Source organism: Micromonospora sp. DT231, from assembly GCF_049847025.1.
In the GTDB taxonomy this organism is placed as follows: Bacteria; Actinomycetota; Actinomycetes; order Mycobacteriales; family Micromonosporaceae; genus Micromonospora.
Window position 1 is genome coordinate 35,519 of record NZ_JBNCNO010000002.1, and the last position, 17,643, is coordinate 53,161.

Genomic DNA, 17,643 nt, shown 5'->3' on the forward strand with positions numbered 1-17,643 from the left:
ACAACGGACGGGGCTGGATCACTAAACTGCGGCAATGACGACACCTGCCACAGGTCACGTGCCGCCGGGACTGTCCCGCTCTCTGCGGGTTCCGGTCTGGGCGCTACTCCTCATGGTGGTCGCCGGCGTATTACTGGGCGGGGCGGCGACCTGGGGCATGACTGCCGACAATGGCAAGCCAGCCATCGTCCAGGGAACGGTGACCGCGGTGAACTCCGACGGTACGGCGATCGGCTTTACCGCCGACGGTGGGGATCGCGACGGCGAGGGTCTACCGCTGGTAGCGGACATTCCGTGGACCGACGCCGCAGGCGAGACCTACGGCGGCACCCGTCCCACCTGCCTGGCCCCCGGCTCGTTTGGGCAGCGGGTGGAGCTCGGGATTCTCACCATCCGCGACAGCGGCCACGGGCCGTCGAGGGTCGTGGTGTGGGCGCACTGCCTGGCCTAGAACGAATGGTTCCCGCCCCTGCCTTGCAAAGATCAAGACTTCTGTCGGCCCATGTCGCCCATCGTCTCCGGCCTGCTCGTCCTGTCGGCTGACGCCGCCTTCGCCCTACCGCCGGCTTGACCTGGTCGCCGCTGAGCTTTGTCGTCGAGCGGACGGACCCACCTGGCTCGAGCGGACGCCATCACCCACACGTGCTGCCGGCACCGTCGGCTCGAAAGCCTCTGCGCTCAGCGAACACATGTCCCCGACCTGCTCCGCGATGGCCCAACCGTTGCGCTTGGGAACCCCAATGACCAGCGCCGAGAGATACCGACGCGCCTGCGTCCGCGTCCGCGTCCGCGTCCGCGTCCGAACGAAACACGACCGCAGCCGCCCCAGCAACTAGGCAATTTCTGCCGACGCGAACCCAGCAAACCCGTTGGCAGGATTGGCGCTAAGAGCATTTGGCGCTACGCATAGGAGGATCTGGATGCGAATGCCTCTCCGATCGAAGGCTGCCGCTGTCATCTCGGGGGCGGTCGCCGTCGCTCTCGGGATCACGGCGGTGCCGGCGGCATCGGCCCCGCCCACAGCCGGCCCGGCCGGGTCGAACCAGGCCGCGGCGGTTCCGGCGTCGCCGACGGACTGCCTGTTACCAGCTGCGGACGTCTACAACGAGCATGAGGGACCGGCCGACTACGGACGCTGGCTCCAACCGACCGGTACGTTGCGGGGGATCGTACTGTTCGTAGGGTTTCCTGGTGTGACTCCGCCCGCTGGCGAGTTGGCGCAGCGGAAGAGACTGCTGTCGGGGGCGCCGGCTTGGTTCAGCCAGTCCTCGTATGGCGGGGTGACGCTACAACTCACCTTCGACACGGTGTGGCGTCAGCTGCCGAACTCCCAGACCACGTACAGCGGATACAACGTGGACTTCAACGTCCAGCGGGCGTACGTGCAGGACGCGGTGAATGTCGCAGACCCAGCGATCAACTTCAGCCAGTACGACCTCGTTTACGTGGTGGCCCCGAGTAATGCGTCGTCGCTACCCAACTCGCCGTCGTTCATCGCGAGCGTGGGTTGGGGTGCGTGGGCCGACGGCGTCGAGCTGCGACACGGGGCTACGTTCGGACAGGACCTGTCCCACTGGGGCTACAAGGTCCTCAACCACGAGACGGGCCACGTCTTCGGGCTGCCGGACCTCTACGCGTACGCCGCCGACCAGCACCAGGCGGCCGGCGGCTGGGACCTGATGGGGCTCATCTCCGGTCCCGCGCCCGATCTGTTCGCCTGGCACAAGTGGAAGCTCGGCTGGCTGGCCGACACCCAGATCGTCTGCCAGGACGGCTCGGGTAGCACGCCCGCCACGCTGACGCCGCTGGGCGCGAGCGGCGGCACCAAGGCGCTGGTGGTCCGCACCGGCGAGCGCGACGCGGTCGTGGTCGAGAACCGGCAGGTCAGCCAGCTCGATGTGAGTTCTTCCTGCTTCCAACCGGGGGTGCTCGTGTACCGGGTGACCACGACGGTCGGCGGGGGCGGCATCCCGCCGGGCAGCAACACCCCCGTCCCGGACGGTCCACGGCCGATCCGCGTCGCCGACAGGCTGCCCAACTCGACGATCGCCGGCTGCGACGCGCGTGCGGCCGAACTCGCCAATGCCACCCTCACGGCCGTCAATCACGCCGTCACCGTCGCCGGCGTGACGGTCCGGGTGACCGGGCATTCCGGGTCCAACCGCAGCGTCCAGGTCACTGTTCCCTAACACACGGATAGCCGCTGGTCCGGCCCGCCTGGGATGCTTTCCCGGGCGGGCCGGACGCGCCCGGGTCAGCCAGCCGAGAGTCGTACGCCGAGGCCAACGTGGCATGGGACCCGCGGCGAGACCTGTGGACTGCGCTGGACGAACATCGACCTCGACCACGGCGAACTGACCGTGGAGCGCAACCGCACCACCGCCGGCTACCAAAACGTCGAAGGCAGCCCCAAAACCCCCGCTGGCCACCGCACCATCGCCCTCGACAAACGCACAGTGCAGGTGTTGCGCGCGCACCGACGTCGGCGACTCGACCAACGCACCCAAGCCACCGAAGACGGCAAACCCTGACCCGACAGCGAATACGTGTTCTTCCGCACCGACGGACCACCCATCAACCCGAACTACGCCACCACCCGATTCCACAAACTCGTCCTACGCACCGAGTTGCCCCCGGTCGCATTGCACGACCTGCGCCACGGTGCCGCATCCCTCGCCCACGAAGCCGGCCTCGACCTCAAAGCCCTGCAAGACCTACTCGGACACGCCAGCATCGTCACTACCGCCGACACCCACACCAGCGTCCTACCCGACGTACAACGTTGCTGCGCCAACGCCAACGCCACCGCCCGCTTCGTCCTCGCCTCAGCCCGCCGCAGCCGCAGCCGCAGCCGCAGCCGCAGCCGCAGAAAGATCAAGAAAGGGCCCGCAAGAACCGGCCGAACCCCCGACCGAAACGGGTGCACCCACCCCAGCTCACGGCACGAAGTCGCAGGTCAAGACGCCGAAGCGCGGCGGCAAGTCAACACAAACGACGACACCCACATCGCACCCACGTGACACCCACGGGTCGCGAAGAGCCAGACAGCAAAAAGGGCCCGACCTACTCAACCGTAGGTCAGACCCTTGATGATCTTGTGCGCCCGAAGGGACTCGAACCCCTAACCTTCTGATCCGTAGTCAGATGCTCTATCCATTGAGCTACGGGCGCTCGTGCTCAGCCAGTCTACACACCCGGCTTTCGCGCGGAGACTCCGGGATTCGAACCCGGGAGGGGCTTTAAGACCCCAACCGCATTAGCAGTGCGGCGCCATAGACCAGACTAGGCGAAGTCTCCCCGGTGATCCGCAGACCACCGCGCCCGAGGATACAGGTCGCCACCCGCCCGGAGCAAAACGACTTCCGGGGTACGCCGACCAGGGCCGTCCCGCCCCCGTGTTTCGGCGCTGTGCGACGGCGTGATCGGGACTACGCTCCATCGATATGCAGGAGCAGCCGCCCAGCGAGTCGACCCGTCGAGAGCCTGCTGAACGAGCGCGTCGGCGCTCCCCGCGGCCCACCTTCACACCTCCGACCGCCACCGAGCAGCCCGGGGAGACGGTGCCACCGCCGGCGGCCGCTCCGGCGAGCCCGCGCCCTCGACGGGCCAAGGCCGCCCCGGCGGTGCTCTTCCAGCCTCCGGAACCGGACCGCCCGCTGCCTCGGCAGCCGCGCCGATCGTCCCCCGCACCGAGCGCCCCACCCGAGGACGCCGCACCCGCCACCGACCAGGCCGGCCCATCCGAGACGGCCCGGCCCGCCATTGACCAGGCCGGCCGACCCAAGAAGGCCACACCCGCCGCCAACCAGGCCGGCCCGCCGCAGGAGCCCGGACCCACCGCCGACCGGACCGGCCCGGCCGACGAGACCCCACCCGCCGCTGACCAGCCCGGTCCGCCCGAGGAGACGCCGCCCGCCGCCGACCAGGCCGATTCAGCCGCCGCCGACCAGGCGGCCGATCCAGCCGCAGGCGGTCGGCAACCATCCGCCGCAATGTCGGCACGCACGCCGTCGGCTCGCGCCACCCCGCGTAAGGCCACCGCCCGGAAGGCCACGAAATCGACCGGCACCGCCCCGGCTCCGCCAGCTGTGACCGACACGACAGACAGGCCGACCGGCCAGGCGCCAACCCCGGCCAGCGCGGCGACCGCGCCGACCAGGAAGGCCACCCCGACCAGGAAGGCAGCCAGCCCGACCGAGAGCGCCGCCCCGACCACGAGCGCGACCAGCCCAACCACGCAATCCGCCACCCCGGCCAGACGCACTGCCTCGGCGGCCAAGCGCGCGGCGACCCCGCGCCGGAGCGCCTCACCCACCGAACCCACCCCGACACCACAACCCGCGGCAACCCCGCCCCAGAACGCCACACCCACCGAACCCACCCCGACACCACAACCCCCGGCGACCCCAGTGCTGGTCGGTGACCCGGTGCCGGCTTTGGGGCGTACCCCGGAATCGGAGCTGCGGGCGGTCGCCGCGCGCGTGCTCGATCACCCGGGCTTCGCGCCGGAGCTGCTGGCGCTTGCCGCGGTGCGGTCGCTCGGGCCCGGCGCGGCCGAGTGGGCCGCGCGGCTGCGGGACAGGTATCCGGACGCTCCGGCGGACGGCCTGGCCCGGATGGTGACCCGGCGGTACGTGCGGGCGGCGGGCGTGGGTGGGGCGACCGCGGCGCTTGCTGGCTTCTTCGCGCCGCTCGCCGAGCTGGCCTCGGTGTTGTGGACGCAGGCGAACCTGGTGTTGCACCTGGCGGCGGTGTACGGCAGGGATCCGGCCCATCCCGACCGGGCCGTCGAGCTGCTGGTGCTGACCCAGGTGCACCCGGACGCGGCGAGCGCGCGGGAGGCGCTGACCGCGGCGCAGACGGCTGGCGACCCGGTCGAGGGGGCGTGGCCGCGGGCCGCGGAGGCGGCTTGGCGGCTGGCCGCGCCGCTTGTCGCGCAGGCCGGCGGTTGGGTGGCGTTGCGGCTGGTGGCTCGGCTGCTGCCGGGTGCGGCGGTCCTCGCGGCGGCGCTGGGTGACGCGGCGGCGGCCGACCGGCTCGCCGCTCGGACGGTGGCCGTCTACCGGCGCTGATCCGTCAGAGCCAGTCGAACCACTCCCGGGGCAGCGACGCGTAGCCGACGAAGGCGACCACGTCGAGCAGGGTGTGCGCGATGATCAGCGGCAGCACTCGCCGGGTGCGCAGGTAGAAGAGGCTGAAGATCACGCCCATCACCGCGTTGCCGACGAACGCGCCGAAGCCCTGGTAGAGGTGGTACGAGCCGCGCAGCAGCGCACTGGCCGCGATGATCGCGGCGAGCCGCCACTGGAGCTGGCGCAGCCGGGTGATCAGGTAGCCGACCACGATCACCTCTTCCAGCACGGCGTTCTGCACGGCGGCGAGGATCAGCACGGGGACCGCCCACCAGACCTGCGGCAGCGCGGCCGGCACCAGCGTGGCGTTGAGGCCGAGCTGGGCCGCGACGAAGAACAGAGCCAGTCCGGGCAGGCCGATCAGCGCGGCCAGGCCGGCGCCGCGGGCCAGGTCCTGGCCGGGCCGCCGGGCGTCCACGCCGAGGGTCCGCGCCGGGTCGCCGGGGTCACGGCTGAGCAGGTGTACGGCCAGCAGCACCGGCAGCAGCGCGAACACGATGCCGAGGAGCTGGTAGGTGAGGTCCAGCCAGGGCCGGGTCGACGCCGACGTGTTCAGCGAGGCGGTCTGTTTGGAGAGCGGGCCCTCGGCGGTCAGCTTCGCGATGATCGAGACCACCGCGTAGACCGCCGACTGGCCGAGGGACAGGCCGAGGACCAGCAGTGTTTCGGTGCCCAGCAGGCGGCGGGACACCGGGCGGGTCAGCTCAACTGTCACCGCACCACTCTGCCCGACGAGTGGCACCGGCGGCACGGCCGACCGACCAGCATGAGCCGATCGCACATTCTGTGCGACCAGTCGACACTCTCCGTGGAGATTCTATGGGCGCCCGATCCGCTGTCGACTGGAGGAGGAGCGCCTCGTGGACAACCTCGCACGGTTGCTGAAGGAGAGCTGGACCTTGGTCGAGGACGATCGGGCCCGACTGACCGACCACTTCTACGCCCGGGTGTTCCTGCTCGACCCCGCCCTGCGGCACCTCTTTCCGGTGCAGATGACCGGCCAGGGCGACCGACTGCTGGAAGCGATCATCAGGGCGATCCACACGGTCGACGACCCGGAGACCTTCGCCGAGTTCCTCCGGGCGCTGGGTCGCGACCACCGGAAGTACCACGTCGACGATCGGCACTACGCGACGATGGGCACCGCGCTGCTGGACGCGCTGCGCCGCATCGCCGGCGACGGTTGGAACCTGGAGTACGACCAGGCGTGGCGGGAGGCGTACGACGCGGTCGCCGCCCTGATGGTGGCCGGCGCGGCCGATGACGACGGCCCGCCGTTCTGGCACGCCGAGGTGCTGACCCACAAGCGTTACGGCCCGGACACCGCCGTGTTGACCTGCCAGGCGTTGCAGCATCCACTGCGTTGGCAGGCTGGGCAGTACGTCAGCCTGGAGGTGCCGCGCCACCACCCCCGGGAGTGGCGGAACTACTCGGTGGCGAACGCCCCGAACGACGACAACGTGTTGGAGTTCCACGTCCGGTCGCCGGGGGCCGGTTGGGTGTCCGGTGCCTTGGTGCGTCGGGTGCGGCCGGGCGAGCTACTCCGCCTGGCGGCGCCGATGGGGTCGATGACCCTGGACCGCTCCTCGGAACGGGACATCCTCTGCGTGGCCGGCGGTGTCGGCCTGGCACCGATCAAGGCGCTGGTGGAGGATCTCGCCACCTTCAACCGCACCCGGTGGGTGCACGTCTTCTACGGTGCTCGCCAGGCAGCGGACCTCTACGGCCTGGACGGGTTGCAGGAGTTGGTCGCCGCACACCCGTGGTTGTCGGTCACCGCGGCGTGCAGCGACGACCCGGACTTCGACGGTGAGCTGGGCGACATTCCCGAGGTGGTGGCCCGGTACGGTCCGTGGACCGCGCACGACTGCTACGTCTCCGGCTCGGCCCGGATGGTCCGGTCCACGCTGCGGGTGCTCGCCGCCGACGAGGTGCCGCCGCCGCACATCCGCTACGACACCTTCGGCGACCTCTAGACGTTCCTCCCCCCACACCGGGGCGCGTGCCCCCGCCCCCTGGGGCACGCGCCCCGGTCCCCCTCGTCCGTCAGTAGCGCCAGGGGTGCCCGGTCTCCCGATATTCCTCGACCGGCACCAGCGGCACGCCGGGCGCCATCCGATCGACGTAGAGCTGGCCCTCCAGGTGGTCGATCTCGTGTGCGACAAGCCGAGCCATGCCGAACTCGAACGAGGTGATGATCCGGCTGCCGTCCCACTGGGCATGCTCCACGTCCAGCCGCAGCGGCCGGGGCACCAGACCTCGGTGGTCGAAGAAGGACAGGCAGCCCTCGTACTGCTCGTCGGTGTCCGGGGCGGCGTCGACAACCCGTGGGTTGAGCAGCACGACCGGCTCGGCCAACCGGTCGGGGGGCCGCACCACGGCCGCCGCCCGGCCGATGCCGAACTGTGGGGCGGCGACGCCCACCCCCTTGCTGAACGGGTGCAGCTCGTCGAGTCGGGCCAGGGCCGTGGTGAGCCGGTCGACGACGTCCCGCGCGACGTGCTCCTCCGCCGGCAGGTCGAACGGGCGGGCGCGCTGGCGGAGCAGGTCGTCGCCGCGCTGCACGATGCCGAGGCCGCGCATCCGGTCGCTGGGTCGTACCCGGACACCGCTCGGGGCACTGTCGGGTTCGGTTTCCGGGCGGGCGCGGAAGCGCCACTGCATCCGGTAGCGGGCGTTCAGGGGTGGGTCGTCGGTCTGCCACTCGTAGATCGCCCGGTCGCCCTCGTCGTGCCGCTGCGGCGCCGTCCGCAGCGGGCCCTCCTCCGTGGAGAGCGAGGTTTCCTCGCCCCAGACCTGCGGGTCGAGCGCCGCGGGCAGATCCAGGCGTACGGCGAGTTGCCGGGTGGGTAGCCGGACGGCCCGCTGGAACCAGGGACCCCACTTCTCGTGCCCGACGCTGTACGAGTACTCGATGGTGGCTCGGTCGCCCGGGTAGAGCGGGAAGCGCCGTTCCCCGTTCTCGAAGAGCAGCCAGACCTCCTTGAACGCGTCCCGGTCGTGTTTGGCTCGCCAGTGCATCGGCTCCGGTTCGCCGCCGCCGTCGTCTCGGCGGGCCTGTAGTTGCAGCTCGGCGAACGTGAGTTGGTGCTCGCGGTGGTGCCGGTTGGAGCGGCCGGGATCGTTCGGATAGCGGTCGACGGCGACCCGGATCAGGTAACGGGTGACCGGCTCGGTCCCGGCGTTGTACAGCTCCCGGTGGATCATGCACCGGTAACCGCCGTCGGTGTGGGTGAGGGTGGCGAGTTCCCGTTCCACGACGAGGCCGGTGCCGGGCGGCAGCCACTGTCCGGGCAGGTGCGACTCGCGGTGCGGCTGACCCGTGCGGGCGTGCCGCAGGTCGTCGTACTCCCGGAAGCGCTGCCAGATCGCGCCGTTGGCTTCCAGGACCGCCTCGGCCCGGCGGGCGAAGTCCTCGGTGGGGCGGTGCCGGCGTCCCTCGACGTGGCTCACGTAGGACGGGTCGAACCCCATCAGGATGGCCAGTTGTTTCTTGGAGAGCCCGCGCCCGGTCCGTTGCCGGGCGAGTTCGGCCGCGAAGGAGTCGGCAGCCCGTTCGAGGGGTGAGGTCGTCATCAGCTTCCTCGTGGCCGGGGCATTAAGTTTCACGTTCTGTGCGCGAGCACACACGCAACTGGCATGTTTTCGACACACCGCTTGACAATCCACCGACAGTCGTCGATGGTGCGGCAGCGTTTCCCAGGGGCGACTCCGGGTAGTAAGCGACGCACCACTCCCGTCGGACGGGTGTGACATTCGCCGGAATATGACCAAGGTGAGGCTTCCCTTACGGTCGACGGCCTGGTTAGGCTAGCCTTAGCTCAGGACGGCACGAGTCGTCCGCCGGGGCACTCCCGGTCACGCAGACGGGGGATGACTCAGGTGACAGCGGTGATGCCGAGGCGGGACGCCGTCGCCACGCCGCTCGCCCCCGTCACCGCGGCGCTGCGGGCCATGTTCGGCACCGACGACGTACCCGGGCTCGCCCGGGGCCTGGTTGTCGACGACGAGTTCGGTTGGGCGCCCGCCACCACCCTGATCGACGGCAGCCGGCTGCCGGAGTTGCTGCACGGTGCCGCCACCCGCTGGGGTGGCACGCCGCACGCGTGCGCGGCGCTGGCCTGGAAGTCGTACAGCTACTGGACGTCGCTGCCGGTCGTGCTCGGCTGGGCCTCGGCCCGCCGGGTGCCGCTCGTCGACCCGGCCGACGTGCTGATCCACTTCGAGGACCACCGGCAGTTGCTCACCATGGGCCTGCGTCGGGGGACCACAGTCGCGGTGCTGCCGAACGACCCGTTGGCGCTCGCCGGCCTGCCGGAGGTGCGGGTCGTCGCCGACGAGGCGGAGCTGCTGGCCGCGCTGCGCGCCGCACTGCTCGACGCGCACCTCGCACCGCTCATCACGGCGATCCAGTCGGAGGTCCGGGTGGGCACCCGGACGCTGCTCGGCTCGGTCGCCTCCGGCATCGCGCACGGCATCCTGCGGGCCGCCGACGGCCTGCCCGGCTCGACGGTGCAGAGCATCGACACCCTGCTCGGCGCGCTCGACCTGGCCGACCTGATCGAGCTGGTGCCGGGGCCGACAGGTGAGCCGAGCGTGCAGCGGCGCACCTGCTGCCTCGCCTTCACCCTGCCCCGGCCCAAGGTCTGCCAGGGCTGCTGCGTCCGTTAGCCCCTCGTCGGCTCAGTCGGTGAACGACCGGACGTCCCACACCCACACGTCCCCGGTGCGGACCGGCTGGATCCCGGTCAGCTCGGTCATCCCCCGACGCAGCGCGGTCTCGTGCTCGTGCGGCCCGAGAATGACCACCCCGGCCCGCCAGAAGCGCAGGTCGTCGACCGCTCGGACCCGCGCCTGCGGGGTGATCGGCGGCACCGCCCCGGTACGCCTGATGGTGGCGAAGAAGCTGCTGGTCGGGCGGGGCGGCGCACCGAACAACGCGACACGCGGGGGATCGGCGCTCGGGCGGGTGTCCGGACCGAGGAAGTAGCCCCGGGCCAGCGGCATGTCCAGCCGGGTCTCCGCCGCCCACCGCAGCGGCTCCGCGTAGGTGCTGTCCGGCAGCGGCAGGGTCACCACGCTGCGCCCACCCGTCACGTACGCCCGCCAGGCCCCACTTGTCACGAACGTGGGGACCGGGTCGAGGTGGGCCACGGGCAGCGGAGTGGGGACGATCGGCAACAGGGCCATCGTGAGCACGGTCGCGGTGACGAAGCGGACCTGTCCCCTGGCGGCCGGATGCGAGCCGGCCAGTTCGCGGGCCCGTTCGGCGCCGTAGGCGAGGAGCAGCCCGATGATCGGCGTGATCGCCAACGCCCACCGGGTCGGCACCACCGAGTGCAGGATCGGCAGGTTCTCCAGCGCCGCCCACGGGCCCGGCACCCCCGTACCCCGGTTGTCGAAGCGGACCTCCCGGCCCAGCGAGAGCACCGCGAAGAGCAGCCCGAGCGCGGCCAGCGCGAGCACCACTATCGAGCGCCGCAACCACCAGACCAGGGCGATCACCAGCACCACCAACGCCCAGCCGAAGAAACTGTTCTCCTCGGTCGGGTTCTTGGCCAGGCCGGCGGCGGTGCGTGGGCTGCCGGCGAGCGCCTCCCGGGAGTACGCGACGAACGACGCCAGGTCGCTGGAGTAGCCGCGAATCAGCCGGGACAGCCCGGAGTACGCGTCCGGTCCGAAGAACTGCACGTACAGGGGGTACGCCAGCAGCAGCGCGGCGAGTCCGGCGGCGACCGCGAGGCCGGCGAGGAAGGACCGGGCCCGGGACCGTAGCTCGGCACGGCCGACGGCGAGGACGCCGATGACCAGGCCGAGCCCGATCGCGGTCATCAGCAGGATCTCCAGGTTGAGGAAGGCCTGCCAGACGATCACGAGCGCGAGAAGGACCCCGTTGCGCAGCCAGCGGCCCGGTTCGCCGAGTCGCAGGGTCCGCCAGATGATCAACGGGACGACGAACTGCGACACGATGTTCGGGTGGCCGTTGGCGTGCGACACCATGGCCGGCGCGAACGCGCAGAAGCCGGCGCCGAGCCACGCCGGCCCGCGGCTGCCGATCAGGACCCGGGAGAGCAGGAAATACCAGGCGGTGGCGGTGGCGATCATGCCGATGGTGAGGAAGACCAGGAATGCCACTCTCGGCCCCAGGAGCAGGGTGACAGGCGTCAGTGGCAGCGAAATGGATAATACGGACGTATTGGCCATCAGATTCACGCCGTCCGGGACGTTCATCTGATTGGAATGGAACGGATACGCAAACTGCGTGACGACTCGCGCACCGTGCGCCATCATCCATTCGAATTGCGACTGATCAGACTGGTTGTCCCGTACGCCGCTGCCCGGCTCCAACCAGAGCCGAGCGGTCACCCACAGGCCGAGAACCACGAAGCTCAGCACGGCGACCAGATCGGCCACCTTCCCCCTGCGGGAAGGCCGAGCGCGACCCGACTCCCCCTGCGCCGACGGTGCGACGGCCGGACCGTCGCTGTCGCTGGGCGCGTCCGGCTCAGGAGTAGTCATGACAATTCACAGGGTAGTCAGGGCATCGCGCTGCCGTGACATGTTTCGGGGTACTGCCGTACTATGTGCCGGGTTCGCCGACCGCCGATCACGAACCCACCCCCGACCATAATTCGGCCACCCCCGATGCCCCGATTCTTCTGCCGTCCCAGCGGATGATTCACTCTGTCGGTCCAGGCACGGGTCGAGTTCATATCGTGAGGAATCGACGCATGGCAGAAATCACTGGGGATCAGCGCGTTCAGTCCGAGGTGTTGGAAGGTCTGGCGACCGCTGTCAACCACCGTCGCTGGTTCATCGAGCTGGCCGTGCCGTACCTCGGCGACGACCCGATCGAGATCGGCAGCGGCCTCGGTGACTACGCGCTGGAGTGGTCCGAGCTGCTGCCCAGGTTCACCGCGACCGAGGCCGACCCGGACCGGCTGGTGCAGCTCAAGGAGCGCCTCGCCGACCGGCCAAACATCGACGTCCGGCAGATGCTGCTGCCGCACAACGACCGGGGCGACTACAGCGCTGCGGTCTCGTACAACGTCCTGGAGCACATCGAGGACCACGTGGGCGCCTTGAGCAGCATGCGCGACCTGGTTCGACCCGGCGGCGCCGTGATCATCATCGTGCCGGCGTTCCAGTTCGCGATGGGCCCGGCCGACATCGCCACCGGGCACGTCCGCCGCTACACGAAGAAGACGCTCGGCGCGGCGATGACCGAGGCTGGCCTGACCATCGAGAAGATGCACTACGCCAACGCGCTGGGGCTGATCGGCTACTTCATGGCCACGAAGGTCTTCCGGCTGATGCCGAAGGAGGGCCCGATGGTCAAGGTGTACGACACCCTCGTGCTGCCCGCCACCAAGGCCGCCGAGCAGCTCGTCCGCCCCCCGTTCGGCCAGTCGGTCTTCGCGGTGGCCCGAGTCCCGTCCTGACCTTGCCCACGCCCCGCATGCCGCCCCCGCGATCTTGCACTTTCTGTCGTCCAGACGCCCCTTAGGTCGAGAATGTCGGAACAGAAAGTGCAAGATCGCGGGGTACGGGTCACTCCTTGATCTGGTAGGTCGGGCGGATCACCGCTCGGGCCAGGGTGTGGAACGTCAGGTTGAAGCCGACGTAGGCGGGGCTCGCATCCGGGGTCAGCTCCAGGCGGTCGACGTCTACCGCGTGCACCGCGAAGACGTACCGGTGCGGGCGGTCACCGGCGGGCGGAGCCGCACCGCCGTAGCCCTGCTCGCCGTAGTCGTTGCGGACCGAGAATGCCCCGCCGAGGTCGGTGCCCGCCGCGCCGCCCGCGCCGCTGGGCAGTTGGGTGACGCCGACCGGCACGTTGACGAGCACCCAGTGCCAGAAGCCGCTGCCGGTCGGCGCGTCCGGGTCGTAGCAGGTCACCGCGAAGCTCTTGGTCTCGGCGGGGAAATCCGACCAGCTGAGCTGCGGCGAGACGTTGTCACCACCGGTGCTGCCGTGCGCGTGCCGGGAGTCCATCGGCTCGCCGTTCTGCACGTCGTCACTCGTCAGCGTGAACGCGGGCAGCGTCGGCAGCAGCTCGTACGGGTCCGGGGCGATCGGTCGTTCCAGGGTCATCAGAACGCGTCCTTCCGGTGTGCGGAGATATCAGCCCCTTCTTACCCCGTTCCGGGGCCGCCGACGACCGGTTAGGCACTGTCCGGAGTCGCCGCGCGGATATGCTCACCGCCGCAACGTCCACGGGGGAAATTCGTGAGCATATGGCGTGACTTCCTGGTCGCCGTCATCAGCGCGCTCCGCAGGCTCGACGAGCAGTCGCTCGCCCGGGAACGCCGACGCGCGGTCGAGCGACTGGCCGAAGAGACGATCCGCCGGGAGCAGCGGCCCACTGACCCGCCGGAGTGACCAGGCCGCTCAACGCGCCCACCGAACAAAACGCTCGAACAGTTCAGCCGCCGGGATGGCGGGCATTTCAGTCACCGCCACCACGTGCAAACTGCCCAGGTACATCGACAGACCGACCCGATCACCGCCGTACGCCTCGGACAGCCGTACTCGGGCTGGGGCGCAGGGCCACGGGGTGTCCTGCTCGCAGGTACGGCAGGTCCACTCGGGTCGACGCGGGATGTGTTGGTCGGCGAGGCGGCTCGCCAAGACGGCGGCGGCCCGTTGCCCCTGTACCGATCGGGCATCCGTGGCCGCTCTGACCGTGGTGGGGACCTCGCCCATCATCGGCCCGCACCGCCGTCGCGATTGCCGGCGGAGTGACGCCGTGCTTGAGCCAACAAGCGTTCCCGGGCAGCTTCCTGCTCCGCGCGTTGGATCGCCGGGCCGGTAGCACCGAGGGGTACAGAAGCCGCTAGTCGCCTAGCTTGCCGACGGAGCAGGTTGAACGGCCACATCATTGCGGTGCCCTCCCGTCTCAGGGGCGGCGGACATCGCCCTCAAATCGGGGGTGACGCCGCAAACCCACTGCAATCGCGAGAACACGGTATGCAGCGACGGAGGGCGCAAAGGGTACGCGGCGTACCCGGCGACAGGAGGTACCCCTACAGCTCCGGTACGGCGATCCTGCTCTCCAACTGGATCGCCTCGGCGCGGATGGCCGCCGGCGCCTCCCTAGCCAATCGGCCTGCCAACTCCTGAGCCGCCGGTGAGTAACGGACCGTCTCAGGGGAGGTGGCCTCCGCAAGGCCCAACAGGTGAAGCGTCGCCTCCTGTGCCCCTTCCAGGTCGGCAGAGCGCGCCAACTCCACGTAGTGCCGGCCTCGCCGTTCAGTCGACGGGATCGATGCCGGGTCGAGCGAGTGCGCCCGCCGTTGCGCCTCGTCAGGATCGCCCAGGTCGACCGCGCACATCACCGCGTACACGTCGACCAATGGCCGCGACACCCGGGTGCGAAGGCCGACGAAGCCGGCCGGCAGGGCCTGCTCGACCACCCGACGAGCGGCATCCCAGTCGGACCAGGCACCCTGGTCACCGGTACGAGCCCGCGTCAACGCGGTACAGAGATGCAGGTCGGCAAGCATCTCGGCCCACTCGCTCCCACCATCGGCGACTCGCGGCTCGATCAGATCGCGCGCCTCCCGCAAACGCTCCAACGCCTCGTCACCCCGGCCGACAGCGCGCAACAGGTGCGCCGCGTACCAGGTGGACTGGGCAATGGCGAGGGGGTCGTCAGCATCGAGGGCCGCCGCCATACCGCGGTCGACAGTCAGCCAACACAGCTCGCGGTCACCGTGCCAAGCAAGGTAGGCCTGCGCGAGGTGATGTGCCTGGGCCAGCAGGGCCAGGCTGACCCGCCTGTCGTCGCCGGTGTGCAGCCGGGCAGCTCGCTGAGTGGCGTCGAGTAGCCCGGGAAGGATGACGCTCACCTCGGTGCGCTGATGCCGAGAGGTGTGCCAGGTCTGCCACGCGGAGTCCACAGCGCCGCGCAGATAGTCGGGGGACTCCGGCTCGCCAGAGACGGAGATGTGCCAGGCGGTCAACGCCCGACGGACATCACCGATCGCGGGGTGACTGGGTCTTCCATCCAGGGACAAGGTCACCTGCGGCCCGAACAGATCTCCAAGGTCACGTACGCCGAGGTGCGGAGCGACCTGCTGAGCGGCTCGCAAGGTCAGGCTCCGACGCCCGTTCTCCACGAACTTGATCGTGGTCGGCGACAGTCCGGCAAGGCCGGCGAGCTGTTCGCGGGAGAGGCCGGCGGCTCGACGAAGCCGCTCGACGCGCTGGCCGGGGGTGAGTTGCTGATCCGCCATGAGGCACCTCGCCGTATCGGGTACATCGTGTACCCCGACCGTACGCCGCGATGAGGCACCCGTCGATGCCTACTCGCTGCGCTCCTCGACGCAGATGATCCACTCGGGCCCAGTGATATCGGGGGCATTCCTGAGCTTGGGACGCCCCTTCCGGGAAGCCGAGTGGGTAAGCGCGGCGTCCTGGTGAGCGGAGGGTGCGGGATTCGAACCCACGAAGACATCGCTGCGTTACCGGTTTCAAGACCTAGTTCTACCCCCTTCCGACCAGGGCCAATACCGTTGAACTACTGGTGATCGCCGGCCATTTACCGCCGTCGGGTTGTCGCAAGCCGGGGCGTCGTGAGCTTCCTGCTTGATGAGCGGCCAGGCGTCCAAGTGCCAGCGCACCCCCGGCGCGTTGCCGCAAGCCTTACGTTCGGGGCGACTGGCCGTCGGATGAACGACAAAACGCTGCGTCGCGGCGAGCTTGGGTCACATTCGGCGCATCATGAGTCGATGGCTAAACGAGACAGCGGAGCAGGTAAGTCGTGGCGTGCCATGCCGGTCTGGTTGATCCCTCTTGCCACGCTAGCTGTCGGGGCGGTCACCTACTTCGCGGTCAGCCTGCTACTGGAAGAGGTACGGCCACCTTCAGATGCCGACCCACTTGAGGCAGCCAAGCTGCGTGTTGAGACGATCCGAACAGGACTCACCGTAGGTGCCGGAGCCGCCGGGGCGGTACTGCTGCTCCTTACCGCTCGGCGGCAATGGCTCGCAGAGCAAACCCAGCTCGCAACCGAGCATGACGCGACTGAACGCCGCATCACGGAGCTGTATGTCAAGGCGGCCGAACAACTCGGGTCAGACAAGGCGGCGGTACGGCTAGCGAGCCTATATGCGCTGGAACGTCTAGCCCAGGACAATTCAGGACACCGGCAAACCGTGATCGATTTGATGTGCGCCTACCTGAGAATGCCTTTCACTTCCCCGCAACTTGTAAGAGTGTCCCCCGAACCTACTGATGATGAATCCGCCAAGCATGCTGCAGCTCGAGAGGAACTAGAAGTTCGTTCTACCGTTCAGCGGATTTTGCACCGACACCTCTTCAAGGAGTTTGCGAGCCGCAGGCACCAGTCGGCCTTCTGGGGCGGCATGGACGTTGCTATTAGCCTAGTGGGAGCAAGACTAGTCGATTTCACTTTTACGCGAGCGTGCATCGGATACGCGGACTTCTCCGGAGCAACCTTCGAGGGCTCCAGCAGCTTCGAGGACTGCAACTTTACATTCGGCGCTATCTTCGATGGTGCAACGTTCGGGCCCGTCACCTTCGCTTCCGCTACCTTCGGCAACCGTGCCGGATTCTCTCAGGCAGTGTTCGAGGGGATTGCCGATTTTGCGAAGACGGCGGCCACTTCGATTAGCTTTGATCGAGCCAAGTTCGGTGGAACAGCCACATTCGATGAGTCTACTTTCGGCACACTCAGCGATGTATGCGATTTCTCCGGCACTACCTTCTCCCACTACGCGTCATTTCGTAACGTTTTTTACCACTTGCCGACCTTCGTTGAAACCCAGTTCGAAGCCGACGTCACATTCAACAGTTCGAACTTCGTGCGTAACGCAAACTTTGAAGGTTGCCACTTCAGTGGTCATGCAACATTTCTGAATACGCGCTTAGGTGGCGGGAATCTCTTCATCACCTCCACCTTTCATAAGGATGCCGATCTCGCAGGCGCTATTCTCGCACCTGGCACCTCCGGTGATGAGCACTTGCCTCCCGGCTGGAAACGCGGACCAAAGCACGAAGACACTCGAGACCTCTACACCGTAATAGCAATTCCGCAACCTCGTCGGGCCGAAGATGAAACGGCGGCAGAACAAATTTGCTCTACCTCAGCTGCTGACGAGCCGCGATAACCAACGGTGCCGCGAGAGCGGGTGGCAGCTCGCATAATTGGTGAGGTCTCACTTGAGCCTCTCTGCCGACTCCACCACTGACCGCCATCGGCCCGGCGCTAGCCACTCCTGGCCAGCACGAGAGCGCCGGAGCGGCCGACGAACTTTGCCGCCCATTTGCCGCGACGAGTGAGACGCGGCGACCCCGAACGGGACGAAGTGAGACTGCCTCGCCATTCACGGAAGCCCCCCCGGCCAGCATTCGCGCTGGCCAGTGGGCGTTTACTGTCAGGTGGGCGGAGGGTGTGGGATTCGAACCCACGAAGACATCGCTGCCTTACCGGTTTTCAAGACCAGCGCCATCGGCCACTAGGCGAACCCTCCTGGGCCGCCACCCG

The 17,643-nt window shown here is 68.8% G+C and carries 14 protein-coding genes and 3 tRNA genes; 9 read left to right on the forward strand and 8 right to left on the reverse strand.

The features are described 5' to 3' along the window. Positions 1 to 34: 34 nt before the first annotated feature. From ACPXBU_RS04925 to ACPXBU_RS04935, 3 genes are all read left to right on the forward strand, one after another. Positions 35 to 451 (forward strand): hypothetical protein, encoded by a 417-nt coding sequence (locus ACPXBU_RS04925; RefSeq protein WP_425756774.1) that lies wholly within the window; start codon positions 35 to 37, stop codon positions 449 to 451. A 475-nt stretch (positions 452 to 926) separates the two neighbouring features. After that, a complete protein-coding gene (locus tag ACPXBU_RS04930) occupies positions 927 to 2,189 on the forward strand; it encodes a M6 family metalloprotease domain-containing protein (protein ID WP_425757522.1) in 1,263 nt (420 codons plus the stop codon). A 357-nt stretch (positions 2,190 to 2,546) separates the two neighbouring features. Next, complete coding sequence (locus tag ACPXBU_RS04935; RefSeq protein WP_425756776.1) at positions 2,547 to 3,020, forward strand: tyrosine-type recombinase/integrase; 474 nt, start codon at positions 2,547 to 2,549, stop codon at positions 3,018 to 3,020. 78 nt (positions 3,021 to 3,098) lie between these two features. Here the strand turns inward: ACPXBU_RS04935 and ACPXBU_RS04940 are convergent. Both ACPXBU_RS04940 and ACPXBU_RS04945 read right to left on the reverse strand, forming a co-directional pair. Beyond that, a tRNA-Arg gene (locus ACPXBU_RS04940) sits at positions 3,099 to 3,171 on the reverse strand. Positions 3,172 to 3,206: 35 nt separating this feature from the next. Beyond that, positions 3,207 to 3,297 (reverse strand) — tRNA-Ser (locus tag ACPXBU_RS04945). A gap of 146 nt (positions 3,298 to 3,443) precedes the next feature. On the opposite strand from ACPXBU_RS04945, the gene ACPXBU_RS04950 reads away from it, so the two are divergent. Then, a complete protein-coding gene (locus tag ACPXBU_RS04950) occupies positions 3,444 to 5,072 on the forward strand; it encodes a hypothetical protein (protein ID WP_425756778.1) in 1,629 nt (542 codons plus the stop codon). Between the two features lie 4 nt (positions 5,073 to 5,076). Here ACPXBU_RS04950 and ACPXBU_RS04955 read toward each other — a convergent pair whose 3' ends face one another. Beyond that, positions 5,077 to 5,847, reverse strand: a complete 771-nt coding sequence (locus ACPXBU_RS04955; protein WP_425756780.1) for a CPBP family intramembrane glutamic endopeptidase — start codon at positions 5,845 to 5,847, stop codon at positions 5,077 to 5,079. A gap of 145 nt (positions 5,848 to 5,992) precedes the next feature. Between ACPXBU_RS04955 and ACPXBU_RS04960 the strand changes: the two genes are divergently transcribed. Continuing rightward, positions 5,993 to 7,108 (forward strand): globin domain-containing protein, encoded by a 1,116-nt coding sequence (locus tag ACPXBU_RS04960; protein WP_425756782.1) that lies wholly within the window; start codon positions 5,993 to 5,995, stop codon positions 7,106 to 7,108. 70 nt (positions 7,109 to 7,178) lie between these two features. Here the strand turns inward: ACPXBU_RS04960 and ACPXBU_RS04965 are convergent, their stop codons facing one another. Next, entirely contained in the window at positions 7,179 to 8,708 is a 1,530-nt protein-coding gene (locus ACPXBU_RS04965; RefSeq protein WP_425756784.1) for a peptide deformylase, read from the reverse strand. Between the two features lie 318 nt (positions 8,709 to 9,026). Here ACPXBU_RS04965 and ACPXBU_RS04970 point away from each other — a divergent pair, with 318 nt between their 5' ends. Further along, complete coding sequence (locus ACPXBU_RS04970; RefSeq protein ID WP_393366993.1) at positions 9,027 to 9,803, forward strand: hypothetical protein; 777 nt, start codon at positions 9,027 to 9,029, stop codon at positions 9,801 to 9,803. 12 nt (positions 9,804 to 9,815) lie between these two features. On the opposite strand, the gene ACPXBU_RS04975 is transcribed toward ACPXBU_RS04970, so the two are convergent. After that, the gene (locus tag ACPXBU_RS04975; protein WP_393364699.1) at positions 9,816 to 11,651 is read right to left on the reverse strand and encodes a hypothetical protein; all 1,836 of its coding nucleotides are present in this window, start codon (positions 11,649 to 11,651) and stop codon (positions 9,816 to 9,818) included. A 212-nt stretch (positions 11,652 to 11,863) separates the two neighbouring features. Between ACPXBU_RS04975 and ACPXBU_RS04980 the strand changes: the two genes are divergently transcribed. Beyond that, on the forward strand, positions 11,864 to 12,574 hold the full coding sequence (locus ACPXBU_RS04980) for a class I SAM-dependent methyltransferase (protein ID WP_393364702.1): 711 nt from the start codon (positions 11,864 to 11,866) through the stop codon (positions 12,572 to 12,574). Positions 12,575 to 12,683: 109 nt separating this feature from the next. Here ACPXBU_RS04980 and ACPXBU_RS04985 read toward each other — a convergent pair whose 3' ends face one another. Then, positions 12,684 to 13,226, reverse strand: a complete 543-nt coding sequence (locus tag ACPXBU_RS04985; protein WP_425756787.1) for a YbhB/YbcL family Raf kinase inhibitor-like protein — start codon at positions 13,224 to 13,226, stop codon at positions 12,684 to 12,686. 135 nt (positions 13,227 to 13,361) lie between these two features. On the opposite strand from ACPXBU_RS04985, the gene ACPXBU_RS04990 reads away from it, so the two are divergent. Continuing rightward, positions 13,362 to 13,514, forward strand: coding sequence for a hypothetical protein (locus ACPXBU_RS04990; protein ID WP_425756789.1), 153 nt, complete (start codon positions 13,362 to 13,364; stop codon positions 13,512 to 13,514). Positions 13,515 to 14,158: 644 nt separating this feature from the next. On the opposite strand, the gene ACPXBU_RS04995 is transcribed toward ACPXBU_RS04990, so the two are convergent. Then, positions 14,159 to 15,370 carry a helix-turn-helix domain-containing protein gene (locus tag ACPXBU_RS04995; protein ID WP_393364711.1) on the reverse strand — a complete coding sequence of 404 codons (1,212 nt, stop codon included), beginning with the start codon at positions 15,368 to 15,370 and terminating at the stop codon, positions 14,159 to 14,161. A 495-nt stretch (positions 15,371 to 15,865) separates the two neighbouring features. Here ACPXBU_RS04995 and ACPXBU_RS05000 point away from each other — a divergent pair, with 495 nt between their 5' ends. Next, complete coding sequence (locus ACPXBU_RS05000) at positions 15,866 to 17,266, forward strand: pentapeptide repeat-containing protein (RefSeq protein ID WP_425756791.1); 1,401 nt, start codon at positions 15,866 to 15,868, stop codon at positions 17,264 to 17,266. Between the two features lie 276 nt (positions 17,267 to 17,542). On the opposite strand, the gene ACPXBU_RS05005 is transcribed toward ACPXBU_RS05000, so the two are convergent. Then, positions 17,543 to 17,629 (reverse strand) — tRNA-Ser (locus ACPXBU_RS05005). Positions 17,630 to 17,643: the final 14 nt, after the last annotated feature.